The organism is Anaerococcus sp. HMSC065G05 (assembly GCF_001812365.1).
Lineage (GTDB): Bacteria > Bacillota > Clostridia > Tissierellales > Peptoniphilaceae > Anaerococcus > Anaerococcus vaginalis.
Map to the genome: position 1 here is coordinate 57342 of NZ_KV808696.1, position 21241 is coordinate 78582.

18 protein-coding genes and 1 other annotated feature are annotated in these 21241 nt (G+C 29.2%); of the genes, 16 read left to right on the top strand and 2 right to left on the bottom strand.

The features are described 5' to 3' along the window. The first annotated feature begins 136 nt into the window (after window positions 1-136). The 9 genes from HMPREF2852_RS03145 (at window position 137) to HMPREF2852_RS03185 (ending at window position 9313) form a co-directional block, all read left to right on the top strand. Window positions 137-1534 (top strand): carbohydrate ABC transporter substrate-binding protein, encoded by a 1398-nt coding sequence (locus HMPREF2852_RS03145; protein ID WP_019118440.1) that lies wholly within the window; start codon window positions 137-139, stop codon window positions 1532-1534. A gap of 53 nt (window positions 1535-1587) precedes the next feature. Then, window positions 1588-2478: a carbohydrate ABC transporter permease gene (locus HMPREF2852_RS03150; RefSeq protein ID WP_070605901.1), complete on the top strand. Its 891-nt coding sequence runs from the start codon at window positions 1588-1590 to the stop codon at window positions 2476-2478. Between the two features lie 9 nt (window positions 2479-2487). Then, window positions 2488-3342 carry a carbohydrate ABC transporter permease gene (locus HMPREF2852_RS03155; protein WP_019118438.1) on the top strand — a complete coding sequence of 285 codons (855 nt, stop codon included), beginning with the start codon at window positions 2488-2490 and terminating at the stop codon, window positions 3340-3342. Further along, window positions 3339-5498, top strand: coding sequence for a 1,3-beta-galactosyl-N-acetylhexosamine phosphorylase (gene gnpA, locus HMPREF2852_RS03160; protein WP_070605902.1), 2160 nt, complete (start codon window positions 3339-3341; stop codon window positions 5496-5498). The genes HMPREF2852_RS03155 and gnpA overlap by 4 nt, the downstream gene beginning before the upstream one ends. A gap of 2 nt (window positions 5499-5500) precedes the next feature. Further along, on the top strand, window positions 5501-5680 hold the full coding sequence (locus HMPREF2852_RS03165) for a DUF6903 family protein (RefSeq protein WP_004839238.1): 180 nt from the start codon (window positions 5501-5503) through the stop codon (window positions 5678-5680). 11 nt (window positions 5681-5691) lie between these two features. Beyond that, window positions 5692-6792 (top strand): ABC transporter ATP-binding protein, encoded by a 1101-nt coding sequence (locus HMPREF2852_RS03170; RefSeq protein WP_070605903.1) that lies wholly within the window; start codon window positions 5692-5694, stop codon window positions 6790-6792. Between the two features lie 11 nt (window positions 6793-6803). After that, the gene (gene galE, locus HMPREF2852_RS03175; RefSeq protein ID WP_004839236.1) at window positions 6804-7829 is read left to right on the top strand and encodes a UDP-glucose 4-epimerase GalE; all 1026 of its coding nucleotides are present in this window, start codon (window positions 6804-6806) and stop codon (window positions 7827-7829) included. Window positions 7830-7831: 2 nt separating this feature from the next. Continuing rightward, a complete protein-coding gene (locus tag HMPREF2852_RS03180; protein ID WP_070605904.1) occupies window positions 7832-8752 on the top strand; it encodes a nucleotidyltransferase family protein in 921 nt (306 codons plus the stop codon). A 264-nt stretch (window positions 8753-9016) separates the two neighbouring features. After that, on the top strand, window positions 9017-9313 hold the full coding sequence (locus tag HMPREF2852_RS03185) for an SdpI family protein (RefSeq protein ID WP_261667974.1): 297 nt from the start codon (window positions 9017-9019) through the stop codon (window positions 9311-9313). A 38-nt stretch (window positions 9314-9351) separates the two neighbouring features. Here the strand turns inward: HMPREF2852_RS03185 and ald are convergent, their stop codons facing one another. Both ald and HMPREF2852_RS03195 read right to left on the bottom strand, forming a co-directional pair. After that, window positions 9352-10464 carry an alanine dehydrogenase gene (gene ald / locus HMPREF2852_RS03190; protein ID WP_004839233.1) on the bottom strand — a complete coding sequence of 371 codons (1113 nt, stop codon included), beginning with the start codon at window positions 10462-10464 and terminating at the stop codon, window positions 9352-9354. Between the two features lie 73 nt (window positions 10465-10537). Then, complete coding sequence (locus HMPREF2852_RS03195; protein WP_070605906.1) at window positions 10538-11353, bottom strand: Cof-type HAD-IIB family hydrolase; 816 nt, start codon at window positions 11351-11353, stop codon at window positions 10538-10540. Window positions 11354-11539: 186 nt separating this feature from the next. Between HMPREF2852_RS03195 and hcp the strand changes: the two genes are divergently transcribed. The 7 genes from hcp (at window position 11540) to HMPREF2852_RS03230 (ending at window position 20740) form a co-directional block, all read left to right on the top strand. Beyond that, the gene (gene hcp, locus HMPREF2852_RS03200) at window positions 11540-13156 is read left to right on the top strand and encodes a hydroxylamine reductase (protein ID WP_070605907.1); all 1617 of its coding nucleotides are present in this window, start codon (window positions 11540-11542) and stop codon (window positions 13154-13156) included. 170 nt (window positions 13157-13326) lie between these two features. Further along, a complete protein-coding gene (locus HMPREF2852_RS03205) occupies window positions 13327-14076 on the top strand; it encodes an acyl-CoA dehydratase activase (RefSeq protein WP_070605908.1) in 750 nt (249 codons plus the stop codon). Then, window positions 14073-14810, top strand: a complete 738-nt coding sequence (locus tag HMPREF2852_RS03210; RefSeq protein ID WP_070605909.1) for a hypothetical protein — start codon at window positions 14073-14075, stop codon at window positions 14808-14810. The genes HMPREF2852_RS03205 and HMPREF2852_RS03210 overlap by 4 nt, the downstream gene beginning before the upstream one ends. Window position 14811: 1 nt before the next feature. Next, entirely contained in the window at window positions 14812-16086 is a 1275-nt protein-coding gene (locus HMPREF2852_RS03215; protein ID WP_039920570.1) for a double-cubane-cluster-containing anaerobic reductase, read from the top strand. Next, window positions 16086-16340, top strand: coding sequence for a putative Se/S carrier protein (locus HMPREF2852_RS03220; RefSeq protein ID WP_070605910.1), 255 nt, complete (start codon window positions 16086-16088; stop codon window positions 16338-16340). The genes HMPREF2852_RS03215 and HMPREF2852_RS03220 overlap by 1 nt, the downstream gene beginning before the upstream one ends. Window positions 16341-16423: 83 nt before the next feature. Further along, the gene (locus tag HMPREF2852_RS03225) at window positions 16424-17071 is read left to right on the top strand and encodes a Crp/Fnr family transcriptional regulator (protein ID WP_070605911.1); all 648 of its coding nucleotides are present in this window, start codon (window positions 16424-16426) and stop codon (window positions 17069-17071) included. A gap of 108 nt (window positions 17072-17179) precedes the next feature. Then, window positions 17180-20740: a hypothetical protein gene (locus HMPREF2852_RS03230; protein WP_070605912.1), complete on the top strand. Its 3561-nt coding sequence runs from the start codon at window positions 17180-17182 to the stop codon at window positions 20738-20740. A 170-nt stretch (window positions 20741-20910) separates the two neighbouring features. Continuing rightward, window positions 20911-21120, bottom strand: a binding site (T-box leader). Window positions 21121-21241: the final 121 nt, after the last annotated feature.

Sequence of the window (21241 nt, forward strand, 5' to 3'; positions counted from 1 at the left end):
ACGGTATTTTTAAAAGAAAAAATTGAAAGTATTTTCACGTTATAAGCCTTGAAAATGTTTCTAAAAATTCTTGACTTTTTGAAAGTTATTAATTATAATAACAATATAGGTAATTACCATATACGAGGAGGAAAATATGAAAAAATGGAAAACAACTTTGGTGGCATTGTTAGCAGTATTTGCACTTACATCTTGTGGAAATAATAAAGCAAACGATACTAGCAATAATGCAGCGTCAAACAAGTCATCAGAAACTGAAAAAAGTTCAGATAATTCTGAAAAGGCTTTCGAAGGTAAGACATTAACACTAGCAGGTCTTGACGGCGGATATGGAACAAAAGGCTGGAAAAAAGTTATAGCTAACTTTGAAAAAAAGACAGGCGCAAAAGTAGAAGCAAAATTTGAAAAAAATATTCACGAAGTAATAAGACCAGAAATCCAAGCAGGAAATGCTCCTGACGTAATTTACAATAATATTGGACAAGAATCAGGTCTTACAGAAACAATGATTAAAGAAAAAATGCTTATGGATATAAGCGATGTTTTGGACAAAAAAGTTCCAGGAGAAGAAAAAACTGTAGGAGAAAAAATAATTCCAGGATTTACAGATACCGCTGTAACAAATCCTTACGGCGATGGCAAAACATATCTTGCTCCATTATTCTATTCACCAACAGGACTTTGGTATAACAAAGCAATGTTTAAAGACGGTGGCGGAAAATATGAACTTCCAAAAACAATGGATGAATTCTTAGCACTTGGTGAAGAAGCTAAAAAAGATAAAATTTCATTATTTACATATCCTACAACAGGATATTTTGACACATTCTCATTTGCGATGTTCTATAACATTGGTGGAAATGAATTATTTGATAAGTTGATGAACTACGATGCAAAAGCTTGGGAAAATGAAGCTACACCATATTTTGAAACAGTAGGAAAAATTTTGGAATACTTAAATCCAAATACAGTAGCTCAAGCTAACAACGAATCATTTACACAAAATCAACTACAAGTTATGAAAAACGAAGCATTATTTATGCCAAACGGAACTTGGGTAGTTGAAGAAATGAAAGATGCAAAAGGCGTTGCTGATGGATTTGAATGGGGCTTTATGCCACTTCCTTCAATGAAAGACGGCGAAAGATATGCATATTCTTGGTTTGAACAAATATTTGTAACACAAACTGCAAAAGAACCAGAACTTGCTAAAGAATTTCTTGCTTACTTGTACTCAGACGAAGCAGCAAAAGCATTTATAGAAAACGGTGGAGCAGTTCAACCAATCAACGATGTTGAAAATATGATAACAGATGAAAATCAAAAATTATTCTATTCAATCTATGGCGATGATGTAAAAGCAGCTCTAGGTGGATGGGCAGCAGCTCCAGCAGTTGAAGGTGTAGATATGTCAAAAGAATTATTTGATGCTATAAACTCAGTAGCAAATAAAGATAAATCTGTAAAAGATTGGCAAAAAGATGTAGTATCTGCAGCACAAAAAATATCAGAAGCTGTAAAAGCTGAAAAGTAATTGAAAATAATTAAGGCGGTCTATTCCGCCTTAAATTTTTATAAGGAGTTAATATGAAAAATAGTAAGGATAAAAAACGATTTATAGCCTTAGGATTATTACCTTCATTGATACTTTATACTATCTTTATGGTCTATCCTACCATAAATGTATTTTATGAGTCTTTGTTTAAAACGGGGGGCTTATCTGGAAATAAAACTTTTGTTGGTCTAGCTAATTTTAAATTATTATTTTCTGATAGTAATTTTATTAGGTCTTTTCAAAATACAATATTTTTAATAGTAATAGTTACAATCGTGACTATGTTTTTGGCAATTATTTTCGCATCAATTTTATCAAGAGAAAAAATAGCAGGCCAAAATTTCTTTAGGATTATATTTTATATACCAAACATCCTTTCTATAGCAGTTATTGCATCAATTTTTGCAGCAATTTATGGAATGGATCAAGGTCTTATAAATGGATTTATGAGATTATTTAATGGTAATCATACCAATGTTCCTTTTTTAGGAGATAGGATGTATGTTGTTTATTCAATTGGCTTTGCAATGATTTGGCAAGCAATTGGATATTATATGGTAATGTATATGTCAACTATGAGTCAAATTCCTGAACATTTATATGAGGCAGCAAACCTCGATGGAGCTGGAAAAATTCGTCAATTTTTTGATATTACCTTACCACTTACATGGCAAACAATTAGAACTACATTAACATTTTATGTAATTTCAAATATCAATATAGCTTTCCAAATTATAAAAGCTTTGACAGGCGGAGGACCTGATGGTGCAAGTCTTACCCTATTAAATTATCAATATGAACAAGCCTACACCAATTCATCTTTTGGTTATGGACTTGCTATTGGTGTTGTCGTGTTCTTATTCTCTTTTATTCTTTCAGCAATAATTCATAGATTGACAAAAAGAGATATCATGCAATACTAGGAGAAAAAAATGAAGAAAAAATCAAAACTTTTTAATATATTTATTTATTTGTGTTTGGTTATTTTTGCCTTATCAATTTTAGTCCCAGTTTTTTGGGTTTTTATGGCATCAATAAAAACAAATCCAGAATTTTATGGCAACCCTTGGGCCTTGCCTATGAGTTTTTACTTAAATAACTTTAAAGATGCGTGGGCCGCTGCTAATATGGGAGATTATTTTTTAAATTCTTTGATAGTTACAGCAATTGCTTTGGCTTTGCTTTTGCTTATATCACTTCCATTTTCATATATTTTGGCAAGAATGCAATTTAAAGGAAGAAGATTCGTAACTTCATATATAAAAGCAGGTTTATTTATAAACTTGTCATACATCGTTATACCAATATTTTTAATGTTAAGAGATGTTTCAAAATCTATTCCATTAGCTTTATTAAATAATAGATTTGTCCTTGCATTAATATATGCGTCAACAGCAGTTCCATTTACAGTTTATCTTTTGACAAACTTTTTCTCATCAATTTCTAAATCTTATGAAGAGGCAGCTTATATTGATGGGGCTGGTTATTATAGAACTATGATGGATATAATGATACCTATGGCAAGACCAGCAGTTATTACAGTTATTTTGTTTAATTTTTTGATGTTTTGGAATGAATATATTTTAGCCCTAACTCTTATGACTGATCCATCAAAAAGAACCTTGCCAGTTGGATTAATAAATCTTCAACAAGCAGCAAGAGGAGCAGCAAATTATGGAAGACTTTACGCAGGTCTAGTAATTGTAATGATACCAACATTAATAATTTATATTTTAGTTCAAAAACAACTTACTGAAGGAATGATGGTAGGAGGAGATAAGGGATGATAGATAAAAAAAGAGGAAGATTGACTCTTCCAAGTGAAGCAAATTTTTATGATGAAACTTGCGAAATGCTTGAAAAGCTTGGAGCAGATGCAATAAGAGATTCTGATGGAACATATCTTCCAGATGAGATTAAAGATATAGAAGGAGTTGACATATATACAAACTTCTTTCCAACTCGTGGTCACAACGAATTTGCAGAAACTGTTCCTTTTGAAAGATCTAGATTTTTCTTGATAAGTGATTTTGTAACAGCAACAAGCGATATTACAAAAATTGATTTTCTAAAAGGTTATTACAAAAAACAATTAATAGCTGATTATGATTATGATCCAAAAAAATGGTGGCAAGTTTATGATAGAAGCACAGGCGAAGTTGTTGATCCTTCAAATTGGGAAATTGATAAAGAAAAAGATATAGTTAGTGTAAAAACAATTCCTTATCATGTTTATACAGTAAACTTTTTGGCTTATGGAATTTGGGATCCAGTTCAAATGTACAATCATATAACAAATGATTGGGGAGATGAAGTTGCTCATCATATTCCTTTTGATGTTAGATATGAAAAATCTAGTGAATTTGTAGAAAAGAATTTAGAAAAATGGTTACAAGAAAATCCAAAAACAAATGTAGTAAGATTTACAACTTTTTTCTATCAATTTTCACTTTTCTTTAATGAAGATGCTAAGGAAAAATATGTAGATTGGTTTGGATATTCAAACAGCGTTTCCCCAGAGGCTATGATTGCCTTTGAAAAAGAATATGGTTATAGATTAACAAGTGAAGATTTTGTTGACCAAGGTTTTTATAATAGTAATTACAGAATACCAAGCAAAAAATATTTAGATTACATTGATTTTCAACAAAGATTTGTTTCTAATAAGGCAAAAAAATTAGTTGATCTTGTTCATAAATATGGCAAAAAAGCAATAATGTTTTTGGGAGATCATTGGATTGGAACAGAGCCTTATGGAAAATATTTTAAAAATATAGGACTTGATGGAGTTGTTGGCTCTGTTGGAGATGGAGCAACTTTAAGAATAATTTCAGATATAGATGTTCCTATGACAGAGGGGAGATTTTTACCATACTTTTTCCCAGATGAATTTTATGAAGGAAATGACCCATCAATTGAAGCAAAAGATAATTGGGTAAAGGCAAGACGTGCTTTATTGAGAAATCCTCTTGATAGGATTGGATATGGCGGATACTTATCTCTTGCTTACAAATTTCCAAAATTTATTGATTATATAACAAAAGTTGCAGATGAATTTAGAGAAATTTATGATATTTCATCAAAGGCAAAACCTTATAAGGCTTGTAAAGTTGCAATTTTAAATTCTTGGGGCTCTATAAGAACTTGGGGAGCTTATGTTGTAGCTCATGGAAAATGGTTTAAATTAGCTTATTCATACAGTGGAATAATTGAAGCACTTTCTGGTATGGACATGGATGTTAAATTTATTAATTTTGAAGATGTAAAAAAAGGAATTGATAAGGACATTGATGTAATAATTAATGCTGGAGATGCTTATACTGCATTTTCTGGTGGAGAAAATTTCTTAGATCCAGAAGTTCTTGCAAATATTAGAAAATTTGTTTATGAAGGCGGAGGTTTTATTGGAATAGGAGAGCCAAGTGCTTACCAACATCAAGGAAGATTTTTCCAACTTGCAGATGTATTGGGAGTTGATGTTGAAAAAGGATTTTCACAAGGATTTGATAGATATTTTACACAAGAAACTAAAGGTCATTTTATAACTAAAGATTTAAAAGAATATAAATATGGGGAAGAAAAACCAAATGTTTATGCAATAAATGAAAAGACTCAAATTTTAAAATATGAAAATAATGAAGTCTATATGGCAGCAAATGATTATGGAAAAGGAAGAAGTTTTTATGCTATGGGCCTTTCCTATAGTTTAGAAAATACAAGATTGTTAAAAAGAGCTATTCACTATGTTTCTCATAAGGAAGATATTTTAGAAAAATATTTTGCTAAAGACATTAGGCTAGAAGTAACTGCTTATCCTGAAATTTCTAAATATTGTGTAATAAACAATTCAAATGAAAAAGTAAAATCTATTGTTTATGATGGAGATAAAAATGCGCACGAAATAGAAATTGATGCAGGCGAAATTATCTGGTTTGAGGAGTAAATATGGATTATTACAAAAAAGAAAAATTAAATAATATTGTACTTTTTATAATATTTGTTCTTGGAGTTATTTTGCAATTTGTAGGACATAGAAAAGCAGGCTATGGTCCACTTTTAATTCAATTTGTTTCACTAGCGCTTATGCTTTTAGTTTTGTTTTTATATAATAGAAGACATGTTTAAGGAGGTTTGATATGGCTGGATTAAAATTCGAGCATATTTATAAAATATATGATAATAAATTTACTGCTGTAAATGACTTTAATTTAGAAATAAAAGATGAAGAGTTTATTGTTTTTGTTGGGCCATCTGGTTGTGGAAAATCTACAACTCTTAGAATGGTTGCAGGACTTGAAGAAATATCAAAAGGAAAGCTATATATTGGAGATAGGTTAGTAAATGATATTGAACCAAAAGATAGAGATATAGCAATGGTATTTCAAAATTATGCTTTATATCCACAAATGACTGTAAAAGATAATATGAGCTACGCTTTAAAAATTGCAAAAGTTCCAAAAGAAGATATAAATAAAAAAGTAAAAGCAGCAGCAGAAGTTTTGGGACTAGAACAATATCTTGATAGAAAGCCTGCAGCTCTTTCTGGTGGTCAAAGACAAAGAGTTGCCTTAGGTCGTGCGATTGTGAGAAATCCTCAAGTATTTTTGATGGACGAGCCTCTTAGTAACTTGGATGCAAAACTTAGAGTGCAAACTAGAGCAGAAATATCAAAACTTCACGAGCAACTTGCAACAACATTTATATATGTAACCCACGATCAAACAGAAGCAATGACTATGGCAGATAGAATTGTTATTATGAATAACGGAGTTATCCAACAAGTAGATACTCCTATAAACGTTTATTCAAAACCAGAAAATCTATTTGTAGCAACTTTCATTGGTTCTCCACAAATGAATTTAATAAGTGGTAAAATAATAAAAGAAGATGACGATTATTATATGGAAAATGAAAATGTAAAATTCCATATTAGTCAAGAAAAAGCATTAAAACTTCAAGATTTAGGATATTTATCAAAAGATATTGTTTGTGGAATAAGACCTGAGCATATATATGATGGATTTAGAAAAACTAATTCAACATTAATAGGACAAGTTGATTTTGTAGAATTATTAGGAGCTCAACAATATGCATACATTAAGTGCAAAGAAGAAAAAATCACTTGCGCTTTGAGCGTTGAAAATTTACTGGAAAAGAATAAGGAAATAAAAATATACCTAGACGAAGAAAAAATGCATTTCTTTGATAAAGAAAGTCAAAAAAATATTCTTCTATAAGGAGATTTTAAATGAAAAATGTATTGATAACCGGTGGAGCAGGTTATATTGGAAGCCATGTAGCAGTTGAATTATTAAATAAAAATTACAAGGTTATAGTATATGATAATTTAACAAACTCATCAAAAATTTCTGTAAAAAGAGTAGAGGAAATTACTGGCAAAAATATAATTTTTTATGAAGCTGATATACTTGATGAAAAAAAATTAAGCGAAGTTTTTGAAAAAGAAAATATAGATGTAGTAATCCACTGCGCAGCTTTGAAAGCTGTAGGAGAATCAGTGAAAAAACCTCTAGAATATTATCATAACAATATAAGCGGAACCTTATCCTTATTAAAGATTATGAGAAAATATTCTTGCAAAAATATAATTTTTTCATCATCAGCAACAGTTTATGGAGATCCAGAAAAAGTTCCAATTACTGAAGATTTTCCAAAAGGAATTTGCACAAATCCGTATGGTTGGACAAAATCCATGATGGAACAAATTATGACAGATTTACAAAAATCAGATCCCGAATGGAAAGTTGTTCTTTTGAGATATTTTAATCCGATAGGAGCGCACGAATCAGGAAAAATTGGAGAAGATCCACAAGGAATTCCAAACAATCTTTTGCCATACATCGCCCAAGTTGCTGTAGGAAAACTTGACTATTTGAGAGTTTTTGGAGATGATTATGATACAGTTGATGGAACGGGAGTTAGAGATTACATTCATGTAGTAGATCTTGCAAAAGGCCATGTGCTTTCTGTAGATAAAATTGATAAGCTAGAAGGAGTTTCAATTATAAATCTTGCAACAGGCAATGGATATTCTGTCCTTGAAGTTTTAAAAGCATTTGAAAAAGCTTGTGGCAAGAAAATTTCCTATAAAATTGTAGAAAGACGAGAAGGCGATATAGCAAAATGTTTTGCAGATGCGAGCAAAGCTTATGAAGTATTAGGATGGAAAGCAGAAAAAGGCATTGATGAGATGTGCGAGGATTCATGGAGATGGCAATCACAAAATCCTAACGGTTATGAAGAAAAGGAGTAATAATGAATACAACACTAGTAGTTCTTGCTGCAGGAATTGGCTCAAGATATGGACAAGGAATAAAACAGCTTGCAAAAATGGATGATAATGGTTACACAATAATTGATTATTCAATTTATGATGCAATAAAAGCTGGATTTAATAAGGTTGTTTTTATAATTAGAAAAGATATAGAAGAAGACTTTAAAGAAATAATTGGAAATAGAATTGAAAAAATAGTAGAAGTAGAATATGCTTACCAAGATATGGATTTGCCAAAAGGATTTGAAAGTCCAAAAGACAGAAAAAAACCATGGGGAACAGTTGATGCTTTACTATCTACAAAAAATATAGTAAAAGAACCATTTTTAATAATAAACGCAGACGATTATTATGGAAAAGGCGTGTTTAATTCCCTACACGAATTTCTTGTAACAAGCGATAAAAAAATCGACGACAAGCTACAAATAGCTATGGCAGGATATAAATTAAAAAACACCCTATCAGACAAGGGAGCCGTTACAAGAGGAGTATCTATAGGAAACGAAGAAAATAAATTAGTAGACATAATAGAAACTCACGAAATAAAATTAGAAAAAGATGGAAAAATATCAAGTAAAGAGAATTTAGATAGTGATATACTTAATCTAGAAACAACAGTATCAATGAACCTTTGGGCATCATTCCCAGAATTTATTGATATGAGCGAAGATTATTTTATAAAATATCTAGAAAAAAATAAAGAAAATTTAGATTCATGCGAATACGTTCTTCCAGAAATGATAGGAGAGCTAATAAAAGAAAATAAAGCAGATGTAACAATTCTTCCAACAAATGATAAGTGGATAGGAATAACTTACAAAGAGGACCTAGTCCCAGCACAAAAATCCTTCCAAAAAATGTTCGACCAAGGATTATACCCAGATAATATTTGGGAAAAATAATAAAGAAAAAATTTTAAAAGGAACCCTCTTAACTGACTAAAATCAGTAAAGAGGGCAATTTTTTTGATTATATGGGATTATCAAATAAAAATCACGTGAAAAAATAATTTATTAAGAACTAATAAATTATTTTTAAATTTTAAGTAAAAATTAGAGATATTTAAGAATATTTTAAAAGTTTGGGTATAAGTAAAATGATAAAACTTGGAGGTTGGTATGTTTTTATTTTTTGTATGTTTGATTATTCCTATTTCTTTCTTTTTTATGTATTTTTTCTTAAAGAACAAGGCTTATAAAAAAATTTCGAGGTGGTCTGGTTTTAGGACTAGGCTTTCTATGAAAAATGAAAAAAATTGGAAAATTGGAAATCTTTATGCTAGCAAATTGTCTTTGATTTTTGGGATAATTAGTATGGCTATGACCTTGTTTGTTTTTTACAAATATGATTTGAATGATAAAATTGTTTTGATTTTAGTTGGAATCCAAATTGTTTTTTTGATTTTGATTAGTGTGCTTAGTGAAATAAAATTATATTTTGTGAATAAGAAAGGGACTGTTTGAAATGATTATTTCATTTTCAAACAGTCCCTATTTGATTTTTATTTTATATTTAATTCTTTATATTCGTAGCCGTTATCTTCTGCTATTCCTTCGTTTGTAACATATCCATCGTAAGTATTAACTGCAGAAATTATTTCTGGAGATTTTTCGCAGGCATTTTTTAGTCCAAGATTTGCTATTGTTTTTACATATTTTGTTGTTGCGTTTGATAGGGCATAAGTTGATGTCATAGCAACTGCTCCTGGAATATTTGCAACAGCATAATGAATTACTCCGTGTTTTACAAAAACTGGATCGGTGTGGCTTGTTGGATGTCCTTTTGTAATATCTGTTGAACCACCTTGGTCGATTGCAACGTCAACTATTACTGATCCATCTTTCATTTGTTTTACCATATCTTCTTTTATAAGTTGAGGAGCACGTCTTCCTGGAATTAAAACTGTGGAGATTACTAAATCTGCATCTTTAACAGAATCTTCAATATTTATAGGATTTGAATAGAGTGTTTCTATTTTATCTGGGAAAATATCTTGTAATCTACTTAAAGCGTCAATATTTACATCCAAAACTGTAACTCTTGCACCCATTCCTACAGCAATTCTTACAGCACCAGCTCCAACAGTACCAGCTCCAACAATTACAACGTGAGCAGGTCTTACTCCTGGAACTCCTTGAAGTAAAATTCCTCTTCCGCCTTCAGGCTTTGTTAAATATCTTGCACCTTCTTGAACAGCCATTCTTCCAGCAATTTCACTCATAGGAGCTAGAAGTGGTAATTTGTTATCAAGTTTTAAAGTTTCATAAGCTATGCCTGTAACTTTTTTATCGACTAATTCTTTTGTTAATTCTTCATTACTTGCAAGGTGGAGATAAGTATATAAAATCAAACCTTCTCTTAAATATTTATATTCTTCTTTTAAAGGCTCTTTTACCTTGTAGACAATATCAGATTTTTCCCAAACGTCTTTTGCTGAATCGACAATTTTTGCGCCAACATCTTCATAATCTTTATTTGTAATACCAGAATTTAAACCAGCATTATTTTCAATTAAAACTTCATGACCAGCTTTAACTAATTCCGCAACAGCGCCAGGCACAGTTGCAACTCTAGATTCTTGGTCCTTAATCTCTTTTGGTATTCCTATTATCATATTTCCTCCTTATATATTTCGAAATATCTCAATTAAAATATACCCAAATCAAATAAAAAATCAAAAATTTTAATTATTTTTCATTAAAAACAAATTTTTCCAAATAGTAAGCAATTCCATCATCATCATTTGATTTTGTAATAAAATCAGCTTTTTCTTTCATAAAATTAGCGCCATTTTCCATAACCACACCAATACCTGCCATCTCAATCATGGTTTGATCGTTCTCCTCATCGCCAAAAGCAATCACATCTTTCATATCCATATCAAAATATTTAGCGATTTCAACAAGACTTTCTCCCTTGCCAATTCCCTTTGGCATAATTTCATAAAAATAAGGAGTAGATTTTACCTGAGTAGTTTTATCAGAAAATTTATCCATTAATTTTTTTGCATCATCATCAATCAAATTAGGATCTTGAGAAAATAAAATTTTATTAGGAGCAAAATCCAAACTATAAGCCAAATCATCAATTACTTCATAATGAGTAAAGGCCTTTTGACAAATTTCCTCAAGCTTGTAAGTTTTAGAAGAACTTGTAATAATTTTATCCTCAGTGTAAATAATATAGTGCATAAAAAGATTTTTTTCGCTAAATTGCAAAATTTCTTTTGCAAGGTCAAAATCCATAGGATGATTAATAATCACATCCTTTGTTTTATAATTAGTAATTCTTCCACCATTAAAATTAGAAATAAGCCCACCATATTTTTCAAATTCCAAAATATCCGCAAAAGGATAAACCCCAAGAGGATCACGCCCAGATGCAATAACAACAATATGACCAAGCTCTTGCGCCTTAATCAAAGCATTTTTAGTTTTTTCAGTAATCTGTCTTTTCGAATTTAACAAAGTACCATCTATATCAACTGCAATAATTTTTTTCATAATCACTCCTTTTCTTTTCATAGTCTAATTATAATAGAGATAGCAATTTATTCAAAAAATAAATTTTGTTTTAAAATGAGATTTGATTTAAAAAATTTTCTTCTTGTAACATAAGTTACCGATTAAATATTTTTTATTTTGTATTATAAGAATGTAAGAAAGATAAAAAAAAGAAAGGATTTTATTATGTTTTGTTTTCAATGTCAAGAAACGGCTGGCAACAAGGGTTGTACGAAAGTTGGTGTTTGTGGGAAAAATGAAAATACTGCCAACAGCCAAGATTTATTAATTTATGTTACAAAAGGACTTAGTGAGGTTGTAAATAAAATTGGAGAAGTTGATTCTAAATATTATGATTTAATTTCAAATAATATGTTTGTTACAATCACAAATGCAAATTTTGATGAGGAAGATATTTTAAGAAAGGTAGAAGAAACTATAAAGGCTAAGGATAAATTAATAAAAGAAAATAAAATTGAAAATTTATCTGATGCAGCAAAATATACAAGTGATGATAGGGATGAGCTAAAAAGAAAAGCTATTGAAGTTGGAGTTTTAAATATAATAAATGAAGATGAAAGGTCTTTGGTTGAACTTGTAACTTATGGCTTAAAAGGAATGGCAGCTTATAATCATCACGCAAATGTTTTAGGTTTCAGAAATGAAGAAGTTGATAAATTTATCGCCCAAACTTTGGAAAAAACTTTAAAAGATGATAAAGATATTAATGATTTAATAAATTTAACAATGGAAACTGGGAAACATGGTCTTATGGCAATGGAGCTTTTGGATAAGGCAAACACAGAAAAATTTGGAAATCCAGAAATTACAGAAGTTGACTTTTCTGCTGGAGATAATCCTGCGATTTTAATTTCAGGTCACGACCTTAACGATATGGAAATGTTACTTGAGCAAAGCAAAGATTCTGGTGTAGATATTTATACTCACTCAGAAATGCTTCCAGCAAATTATTATCCAAAATTCAAAAAATATGACCACTTCCACGGCAATTATGGAAATTCTTGGTGGAGTCAAAATGAAGAATTTCAAAAATTCAATGGACCAATTTTGATGACAACAAACTGTATAGTTCCACTTAAAAAAGATAATGACTATCTTGATAGGTTATTTACAACAGGAAATGCAGGATATCCTGGTGCAAAACACATAAAAGCTGATGAAAATGGCAAAAAAGATTTCTCTCAAATTATTGAGATGGCAAAATCTTGCAAGGCTCCAGAAAATTTAGAAAATACAAAAATTGTTGGAGGCTTTGCTCACAACCAAGTTGAAGCACTTGCTGGCGATGTAGTAAAAGAAATTAAGGCTGGAAATATTAAAAAATTTGTTGTAATGGCAGGCTGTGATGGAAGACACAAGGGCAGATCATATTACACAGAATTTGCTGAAAAATTGCCAAAAGATTATGTTATTTTGACAGCGGGCTGTGCAAAATACAGATACAACAAATTAAATCTTGGAGATATAAATGGAATTCCAAGAGTTTTAGATGCTGGTCAATGTAACGATTCATATTCTTTGGTAAAAACTGCTTTGTTATTACAAGATGCCTTTGGACTTGAATCAGTAAATGATTTGCCATTAGAATTTAATATAGCTTGGTACGAACAAAAAGCAGTAATAGTTTTATTAGCTTTATTAAGTCTAGGAGTAAAAAATATCCATCTTGGACCAACACTTCCAGCTTTCTTATCAGAAACTGTAGTAAATTTCTTGGTTGAAAATTTCAATATTTCACCAATTACAAGTGTAGAAAAAGATTTGGAAATAATTACTGCATAAAAAGAAAAAATAAATTTATATACGTTTAAAAATATTTCCCCAAAATTTAAAAATTTTTTTGGGGAATTTTTTATTTTGAAATTAAAATTTAATTAAATATTTTGGAAAATTTTTTAAATCAAATTTGGAAAAAGTTTTCTTGTATGTTATCATAAATGTAGAGAGGTAATATGTATTATATTGGTATAGATATTGGATCAACTGCTAGTAAGTATGTTGTCCTAAATAATGAAAAAAATGAAATACTTTATAAAGAAGTTATAAGCAGCGGATGGAATAGCAAAGAAACTGGCAGAAAAATAATCAAAAAGCTAGAAGATTTGGGATATGATAGAAAAGAAAGTCATATCACAGCTACAGGTTATGGTAGAATTGCCGTAGATTTTGCTGATAAAATTATTACAGAAATTACTGCCCACGGCAAGGGCGCACATTTTTTGGGCTCAAAAGATAGAACTATAATCGACATTGGCGGACAAGATACAAAAATAATTGTCCAAAATGAAGATAGGGTTGTAGATTTTTTGATGAATGATAAGTGTTCGGCTGGAACTGGGAAATTTTTGGAAGTTATGGCAAACAGGCTTGGTCTTGATTTGAAAGAATTTTTTCAAATGGCAAAAAAAGGCAAGGACATAGAACTTTCTTCAACTTGCACGGTTTTTGCAGAATCTGAGGTTGTTTCTTTGATGGGAAAAGGAACAAAAAGAGAAGATATTGCAAGCGGAGTTATAAATTCTATTGTGTCAAAAGTTTCAAAGCTTGCTCAAAAAAAATCTGATACTGATGGATATTTTCTTACTGGTGGTTTTTCAAATAATGAATACATAATGAAAGCTTTGGAAGAAAAACTTAACAGTAGTGTTAAAAGTCATCCCGATGGCAGATTTGCAGGAGCGATTGGAGCTGCTATTTTATGAAGATAAAACTAGAAGATTTGAGAAGAGAAGCCTATGTGGATGCAATTTGTGCAAAAATGGAAAATGACAATGTAGTTGGAGTTTTTTCAGATAAGTTTGATGCTCTCTTGATCTCTTATGGTTTTATTGTTTACCCAATTATTGGACTTGATAGCTATATATTTGATTACTACAAATTAGAAAATGTATGTGATCCAATTAATTCTACAATTGCCTATCTAAAAACTAAAAAATGCCCCTTGATATATTCTTCAAAATTTTTTGTTCTTGATGATTATTGCAAGAAATTTAATGAGTATTTGGAAAAAAATACTGACAAAAAAATTGTTTATGAGAAAGATTTAAAAAATTTTCTTGAAAATTTGGAAGATAGAAATTTTGATGAAAAAATATATTTTGAAAGTCTTGGAAAAATCGAAAAAATTAATCAGATATTAAAAGATTTACAAGAAAGTGATATTAGTGGGACTTTGCTTTATAAATTAGAATTTTACATAAGATTTATTAAAAACTTAGATGATAGGATTTCTTTTTTATTAGAGATAAAATCCAAATATAAAAAGAAAAACATAAAAAGAAAAATTATAAAAGCAACTTGTCCATTTGCTATAAGCGATATTATCGACAAAAAAGTTTACGAAAATTATAAAATAAGTAAATCAAAAAAACCAGATTTTACTTTCAAAAATTGTATCTATGAGGCAGATAAAATTTTAACTTATGAGGAGATATAAAATGGATAAAAATCATAAAATGTGGGACGATTTGAGTATGGATCTTGATAAGCACGATTTATTGTGTGAAGTTTTACCACAAGCTTTTGGGGATGTTTTTTTATCACAAGAAAACAGACCAGAAAAAATGGATTATTTTAATGCAGTTACAGCAGATATTCACGGAGTAAGACCTGCTGAATTGATTGAGGCTCAAAAAAATGGACAAAAAGTTATAGGAAGTTTTTGTATCCATGTTCCAGAAGAAGTTGTTTGGGCAGCAAATGGAATTTCTACAGGACTTTGCTCAGGCTCACAATTTTGGGTTCCAGGTGGCGAGAAAAAATTGCCAACAGCAACTTGTCCTTTGATAAAAGCATCACTTGGTGCAAGATTTGATAGAACTTGTCCATTTTTTAGAATAGCAGATTTATTTGTTGGAGAAACAACTTGCGATGGCAAGAAAAAAGCTTGGGAAATTTTGGCAGAAGATGCCCCAATGTATATAATGGATATTCCACAAATGAAAAGAGATGAAGATTTCCAAAAATGGGAAAAAGAAATCAAATTATATATTGATAAATTAGAAGAATTAACAGGAAATAAAGTAACAGCAGAAAGCTTACACGATGCAATTGTAATGATAAATAACAAAAGACGTGCAATGCAAAGACTATACGATTTTAGAAAATTAGATAATGTTCCAATTTCAGGAAGAGATACACTTTTAATTACACAAATTTCATTTTTCGATGATCCAGTAAGATTTACACAAAAAGTAAATGAACTTTGCGATGAACTTGACAAAAGAGTTAAAGAAAATGTATCTGTATTTAAAAAAGGAACAAAAAGAATCCTTCTTACAGGAACACCACTTTCAATTCCGAACTGGAAATTACACCAAATAATTGAAACAAACGGTGGAGCAGTTGTTGGCGAAGAATTGTGTACAGGAATTAGATATATAGAAAATCCAGTAGACGAAACAAAGGGCGATTTGGATACAGAAGTTAAAAATCTTGCACAAAGATATTTAGGAAGTATAAATTGCGCTTGCTTTACACCAAACACATCAAGAATTGATGATATAATTAGACTATATCACGAATACAATGCCGATGGAGTAATCGACATCAACCTTAAATTCTGTAATATTTACGATACAGAAGGATATTTTGTAGAAAAAAGATTAAAAGAAGAAAATATTCCTTGCATTGGAATAGAAACAGACTACACAGACGAAGATGCAGAACAATTAAAAACAAGAATTGGTGCATTTATAGAAATGCTTGACTAATGAAATATTTTATTTTAGTAGAAAATGCAATGATTGCGACAGAGCTTTTAGAAATTTTAAGAAAAGAAAAAATAAAAGCAACCCTTGCGCCAACGCCAAGACAGGCTAGCCATGCTTGTGGAGTATCAGTTTATGTATATAATAAGGAAGATTTAGAAAAAATTGAACCATTGGCAAAAGAAAATAATATAAAAATTGATGAAATTTTTGAATCAAATTTAGATTTTAATACAAAAAGAAATAAATTTTTATAAGCAAAAAGCGATGGAGAAAAAACTTCATCGCTTTTTAATTTGAAAAAATTTAATAAAAGATATAATTTTAGTAGAGGTGGAAAATGAATTTAAGACAAATACCAATTTTTAAAAATTTATCAGAAAAAGATTTAAAAATTTTAGAAGAAAAAATAAAAATTGAAGAAAAAATTTATGAAAAAGATTCATATATTTTTAATCAAGGCGAAATAAAAGAAGATTTATATTTTTTAATAGAAGGTTCAATTCTAGTCGCAAAATTTGATGCAAATGGCAAAAGATCCATAATTCAAACATTCAATCAAAAAGCAATTTTTGGGGAAGTTTATGCTTACCTAAAAGAGCCTTACGATTTTTCAGCCTATGTTCAAAAAAAATCAAAATTAATAGTGATAAAAGAATTTAGAAAATTAATTAATGAAACTATGCCAAAATCATTTTTGATAAATTATATAGATTTAATTAGCAAAAAATGTCTTATTTTAAGTCAAAAAAATCAAATAACCAACCAATTTACCCTAAGACAAAAAATAGGAAATTATTTATTGATAGAAGAAAATGATGGCAAAATTATTTTAGATCAAACGAGAGAAGAACTAGCAGATTTTCTAGCAACAACACGACCATCCCTTTCGAGAGAATTATCAAATATGGCAGATGAAAATATAATAAAAATAAAGGGGAGAGAAATTTATATTTTGGACAAGGACTTGTTGAAAAATTTATTGTAAAAAGTTTATTTTTATACAAAATAATTTATTTTATTGCTGTAATCTGATATAATAATAAAAGAAATTAAAATATTTTAAAAGGAGGTCTGCGATTTTTTCGCAAGTAAAATGAAAAAGAAAAATATACAAAAAATAGCTTTGATAATGGCTCTTTCAAGCACATTTATAATTAATGGAGCAAATAAGGCTATAGCTGATGAAAGCGTTTATAAAGATTCTACAATTGAAAATCCTTCTGGAGAAAAAGACACAAAGGCAAAAACTTACGAACAAGCAAAAGAAAATTACGATAAGGCAAAAGATAATCTTGACAAAGAAGAAAAAAATCTAGAACAAAGCCAAAAAGATTATGAAAATTCCAAAGAAGAAGAAAAAAATCTTGAAAAAGAAAATAAAAATTTGGAAGAAGAAAATAAAAAAGCAAAAGAAGATTTGGATTCAACAGTAGAAGATTATAAATCCCAAAAAGAAAAAGACTTAGAAAATGCAAAAAATGAAAAAGAAAGTGCCGAAAAAGATTTAAAAGAAAAAGAAGAAAAAACAAATAAGGCAAAGGAAGAGCTTGATAAGGCAGATGAAGAAGAAAAGAAGGCTAGTGCTGACTTTGAAAAAGAAAAAGAAAAAAATCCAAATGCTGAAGAAAGTTTAAAAGATGCCGAAAATAAGAAAAAAGAAGCAGAAGAAAAAGAAAGCCAAGCTCAAAAAGATTTGGAAGAAAAAAGTGAAAGCCTAAAACAAGAAGAAGAAAAATTAGCTTCACTAAATAAAGACCAAGAAAATTTGAAAAATGACCTTAATACAGCAAATGAACAATTAGCTAAGATAAAAGATGAAGAAAAGAAAATATCAAATGAAATAGATGAGATAAAAAAGTCCATTGGAGAAGTAAGCGAAGATAGCCAAAGCTACAAAGATTTACAAAATAAGTTAGGAGAAAAAGAACAAGAACTTAAAGAAATTAAAGAAAATCTTAAAACATCAAAATCAGAAAAAAAATCTATTGAAGATAAAATATCAAAACTTCAAGAAGATATTCAAAATCTAAAAAAAGAAAATGAAGAATTTAGCAAAAAACTTGATGATTTAAATAAGCAAAAAACAGAAAAAGAAGAAAGCAAAACTGAAAAAGAAAATAAGCTGAATGCAGATAATACCAAGATAGAAAATCTTTCCAAAGAAAATGAAAATTTACAAAAAACTATAGATAAAGAAAAGGAAAAAATAAAAAATCTTAATACGGCAAAAACTGAAAAAGAAAATTCTATTAAGGGAAAAACTGCTGAAAAAACAGAGCTTGAAACAAATCTTAAAAGCAAAAAAGAAGAATTGAAAAGATTAGAAGAATCTTTGAAGACTGTAAGCGAAGAAGAAAAACAAAAAGCAAAAGAGAAATGGGCTAAAGGCTCTGTAGGATTTTTTGAACAAAACAAATCACAAAAAGCTCTTGATGTATTTACAAAACTTCCAAACAATGATAGGGCTAAAGAAATTGGTCAAGAGTATTTGGATGCAAATAGAAATATGTCATCTGATGATTCTAGAAGTCTTGAAAATATGAAAAAAGCTATTGAGGCTTTAAAAGTTGTTAATGAAAAAAGACAAAAAGATGGTGGAATTGATGGAAGAAAATTAAGTGTTCTACAAATCAGCGATTTTGATATGGCAGTTGCCCAAGCAAATGCGAATTATTCAGCTAATAAAATCGAACACGCAGGAATTCATCAACCACCTTTTGAAAATTTACACTGGGGTGGATCTGACAAAGGAAAAGAAGCAATTGAAGGCTGGTGGGATCAAGAAAAAATTTTATTTGATTATTTGAGGACAAAAGGCTGTAAAAGTAGAGAAGAGATGGGATACTATATAGCTTTACACAGCGACGAAATATTTAAGGATACAGGAATATCAAAAGATTTTCAACAAGTAGGACACTACACAAATCTAGTAGATGATTTGATGTGGGGGCAATTCAAATTTGGAGACTCTTATACATCTGGATACGCTATAAGACCTGGAATGTTTGGATTCGTTCAATCTCTTCAATTAAATTATACTAAAGATAATGAAGCTCATTCTATAGAAGAATACGAAAAACTTTTTGATGATTATTGCACAAATCTTCAAAATTTAATGAATGGAATAAAAACTCCTAGCAAAGAAGATTTGGCAAAAATTGAAGATCTAAAAAAAGAAATTGATGCTTTAGAAAAACAAATTGCAGCTAAAAATTCTGAGATTGAAAAAGAAAAGGAAGACCTACAAGCTATAAAGCAAGATATAGCAAACAAGGAAAAAGAAAATCAAGAAAAAATTAATAAACTTGAAGAAAATAAAAAGGAAATTCAAAAATTAGAAGAAGAAAAGAAAGTCTTAGAAAGTGAAATAAATAGTTTAACAGCTGAAATAAATGAACTTGATACTAAAATTGCAAATCACATAGCTTCTAATAAGGAATACGGAGAAAGATTAACAAAACTAGAAAATGATTTAGCTAGTACAAATAAAGAACTTGAAGATAAAAATAATGAAATAAAAACACTAGAAGATGCAAAAACAAAAGCAGAAGAAGAAAAAATTAATCTTCAAAATCAAATTTTAAGCTTAAATGAGAAAAGAAAAACTTTAGAAAATAGTTTGAAAGCTAAAGAAAAAGAATTAGAAGACAAAAAATCAGAAGAAAATTCTAAAAATGAAGAAATAAATAAATTAAATGAAGAAACTAATAAGCTAAATCAAAATATAGAAAATACAAATAAAAATATAAGTGATTTAAAAAATAAAAAAGATGAAGCGGCAAAGGCTCTTGCAGAGGCTAGCGAAGAATTAAAATTAGCAAATGAATTATTAGAACAAAAAAATCAAGAATTTGAAAGTTATTCTAAGGCAAAAGAAAATCTAGCTAAGGCAAATAGAAAAGTAAAAGCTATGAAAAAAGTTTTTGAAGATTTAAAAAAATCAAAAGAAGATGCCGAAAATAATTTAAAATTGAAAAATGAAAATTTAGCAAATGCTGAGGCTGATTTTGAAATTGCTCAAAATATAGATGTAAATAATCCACAAAGTTATGAAAATATAGAAGAAATAAATAAAAAGGTAAAGGCAAAAGAAAATGCTCAAATTGCTTTGGATAAGGCAAAAGAAAATCTTGATAGACAAAAAGAAAAAACAAATAAATTAAAAGATGAATTTGACGAAGCTAAAAAAAGATACGCTATGGCTCTTGCAGATTTCAATTTTGCTCAAAAAGATTTGGAAAGATTTATGTCTGTAAATATAAATCTTGATCTTGATGGAGGAGATTTAAATGGAGTTTTGGGAAATGTATCAATAAAAGGACAAAGAAATACAAAATATAAACTACCAAAACCAATGAAAAAAGGATTTAAATTTTTGTATTGGAAAGATGGAGATAAAATTTATTATCCAAATTCTGAAATTTATTTAAAGGAGAATATTAATTTAAAAGCTTATTGGCAAGAATTAAAAGAAGCCAAAGAAAAAGCACAAAGACCTAAACAAAAAATAAAAACAAAGGATAATCAAAGCAAAACAAAAATTGAAAGTCCATCATCAAATAATCCAAAAACAGGAGTAGGAAATAAAATATCCATAATTCTAACAAGCTCACTAAGTGGATTATTGTATGCTTTATTAAGAAAAAGAAAATAAAAATTGAAAAAATAAAACTACCAGCAAAAAACAGGTAGTTTTATTTTTTATTTATATATATTTTAGGTAAATTAAGCGTTTTATAACAGTTTATATTTATTTATGTAATCTGTAGTCAGTTGAATTTTTTAAAAAAAATTTAATATTTTTCTATAAAAAAAACGCCCCGATAAAGGGACGATATAAACGTGTTGCCACCCTAATTCGCAAAATAAATTTTGCCTCATTAGTAAGACTAAAACGCAGTCAACGGGAAGCTTATGTATTATACTTCCAACTCCAAGCCTCTATTCAATTAAAAATATCATAGTTCCTTTCAGCAAACGAAACCTCTCTGCGATTAATATTTTTTAATTTACTAAACTCTTCTTCGTATTGATAAAATAATACCATGCTTTTTACACTTTGTCAAATAAATTTATAAATATTTTAATATTTCACTTTTAGAGTGCAGCAAAGATTTTTTGATTTTTATAAAAATAATTGAATTTTTAAAATTAA